This is a genomic window from Janthinobacterium sp. PSPC3-1 (assembly GCF_049896105.1).
Classification (GTDB): Bacteria; Pseudomonadota; Gammaproteobacteria; order Burkholderiales; family Burkholderiaceae_D; genus Janthinobacterium.
In genome coordinates this window covers 1-2,450 of sequence record NZ_JAFCTQ010000083.1, presented here as the reverse complement: position 1 = coordinate 2,450, position 2,450 = coordinate 1, and the positions used below count along the sequence as shown (strand labels likewise).

At 65.8% G+C, this 2,450-nt stretch carries 3 protein-coding genes; all 3 read right to left on the bottom strand.

Annotation, left to right across the window (positions count from 1 at the left end):
* Positions 1 to 27: 27 nt before the first annotated feature.
* From tnpC to tnpA, 3 genes are read right to left on the bottom strand one after another with little or no spacing between them, the layout of a single operon-like run.
* Positions 28 to 1,668 carry an IS66 family transposase gene (gene tnpC, locus ACP7B7_RS31555; protein WP_426079354.1) on the bottom strand — a complete coding sequence of 547 codons (1,641 nt, stop codon included), beginning with the start codon at positions 1,666 to 1,668 and terminating at the stop codon, positions 28 to 30.
* A gap of 21 nt (positions 1,669 to 1,689) precedes the next feature.
* Positions 1,690 to 2,046, bottom strand: a complete 357-nt coding sequence (gene tnpB / locus ACP7B7_RS31550) for an IS66 family insertion sequence element accessory protein TnpB (protein ID WP_426079353.1) — start codon at positions 2,044 to 2,046, stop codon at positions 1,690 to 1,692.
* Complete coding sequence (tnpA, locus tag ACP7B7_RS31545) at positions 2,046 to 2,369, bottom strand: IS66 family insertion sequence element accessory protein TnpA (RefSeq protein ID WP_426079352.1); 324 nt, start codon at positions 2,367 to 2,369, stop codon at positions 2,046 to 2,048. Before tnpA ends, tnpB begins: the two co-directional genes overlap by 1 nt.
* Positions 2,370 to 2,450 lie beyond the last annotated feature (81 nt).

Genomic DNA, 2,450 nt, shown 5'->3' with positions numbered 1-2,450 from the left:
GTAAGCGCTCCACGAACCCCAGCCTGTTCAGCTAGGCAGATCGCTGGTTAAATCGGGGGTATGCAAATCCTTCACATTCCACGGCAGCAGCGCCTCGACCTGATCCACGGTGTTCGCCGCCGGCAGGTCACGCAGCACACGCCGCAGCCATGTGTAAGGCTCCACTCCGTTCGCCTTGGCCGTCTCCAGCACCGAGTAGATGACCGCGCTGGCGTTGGCGCCGGCCACCGTGTCGCTGAACAGCCAGGCCTTGCGGCCGACGACGAACGGGCGGATCGCGTTCTCGGCGCGGTTGTTGTCGATCGGCAGGTCGCCGCGCTCCGTATAGCGTGTCAGACGCGGCCAGTAATCGCGCAGGTACGACAGCGCCGTGCCGAGCGCGCTTTTCGGCGTTACGCCCGGCAGCGTCTGGTCGAGCCAGGTCCGCAGCGCCGCCAGCGCCGGTATGCTGTGGGTTTGCCGTGCCAGCAGGCGCGTGGCGTCATCGGCGTCCTGGTGGGCGCGCTCGACGCCGTACAGCTTGCCGATCATGGCAACGGCCTCGTCGGCCAGTCCGCGCTTGCCCTTGGGCTGCACCTTGACGGCCTCGACGAACCGGCGGCGCACGTGTGCCCAGCAGACCAGTTGTTCGATGCCGTCGGTGCGCATCAGCTCGTTATAGCCGCTGTAGCCGTCGGTCATCACATAGCCCCGATAGTCGTGCAACAGGCGCACCGGCACCTGCCCGCTTCGGCTGGCATCGTAGTCGAACACGACCACCGATCGCCCCGGCGGCCCGCCCGTCTGCACCCACATGTAGCTGTTCGAGGTTGGCGCCTTGCCGGCTTCCTTAAGCACTTGCACCACCGTCTCGTCGACGTGCAGGAACGCGCCTTCGAGCAAGGCGTCGCGCATCAGGTTCAGCAGCGGCTGCAGCACGCCGGCCGCGCCGATGACCCAGCGCGCCAGCGTCTGGCGCGGCACCGTCACGCCGTGGCGAGCCAGCACGTATTCGAAGCGCGCCAGCGGCAAGCCATCGATGAACTTGACCACCAGCAGCATAGCCAGCAGGTCGGCGCTGGCGTTGCTCTTGGGCAGGGGTTGCGGCGGCAACGCCGCCGTCACCGGCGCGTGCACGCTGCCCGGGCAGCCGTAGCGCTTGCGGATATGGCGCAGCACGCGCACCTGCATCGGCACCAGGTCGAGCTGCTCGCTGACGTCCTCGCCGATCTCCACCATCGGCGTGCCGCACGGGCAGGTGCGTTCGGACTCGGGAACATCGTGCACGACGTCGACGCGTTTTAACTCGGCCGGCAACGGGCTGCGCTTGCCGCGCGCCGGTTTGGTGCCGGCTTTGCTGTCAGCATTGGTATCGGGCGGCAGTGCCGCCACGTCCTGCGTCGCGTCACTGCCGGCGGCCAGCACCTCGGCCTCGTCGAACAAACGGCCCTGGGCTGATGACTGTTCCGAGCTGGCGCCGAACATGCGGTGACGCGCCAGGATGAACTGCTCCAGCATGTGCTGCATGTGGTTCATCGCCTGCGTCTTGACGTCGTTGTGCGCCGCGATGACCGAGTGCAGCAACGCCGTCAGCGCCGCCGCGTCGGTCGGCAACACGGCCGGCAGCACCAGTTCGGGCAGGCTGTAGCGCGGCGGCAGGTTGGACGGTTTGGCGGTGGTGGCAGGCATGCCGTAGTTTACCAAATTCCCCTATGAAACGGTGCTGAAATGCAGGGTTTTATGGGGCGGTTTCTGCCAGACATCGAAGCCTTCCAGCAGCCATTCGAACTGCTGCAGCGTGACGCCTTGCGTGGCGCCGTTGGCGTCGCGCGGCCACGCGAATTTCTCCGCCTCGAGCCGCTTGAGCCACAGGCAGAAACCATTGCGGTGCCAGTAGAGCACCTTGATCTTGTTGCGGTCACGGTTGATGAACACGTACAGCGCGCTGCCGAACGGATCGAGTCCCAGCGCCTGCTCGACCAGCACCGACAGACCGCCAATGGACTTGCGGAAGTCGACCGGGTCGCGGCATAAAAACACCTGATCGATGCGGCAGCCCGGGTGCATCAGCGCACTCCCGCGTGGACCTGGTCGAGGACCAGCAGCCAGGCTGGCGGTGGTAGCGCGGCCAGCTCCAGGCGCAGACCGGAGCGCAGCACCAGGGTGCAAGTGCCGGTTGCGGCGCCAACTGCCGTATCAACCACCCGCAGGGCGACAAATTGGTTCGCCGCGCCATCGGCGCCGGTTGCTGAGTCCCGCGTCAACTTGCGCCGCCAGTAGTACAGCGACGCCAGCGTCAGGCCATGCTGCCGTGCATATACGCTCGCCGCCATGCCTTCACGACGGCAGGCCTCAATGTGTGAAGTCCAGAATTCGGTGTCGCCTTCCATGCTTGCTCCCGTTCAAATTGAAACGGCAAGCATGCGGAAATCGGGATTACGCCACAAGGCTGTGGTTTATGGAGCGCTTAC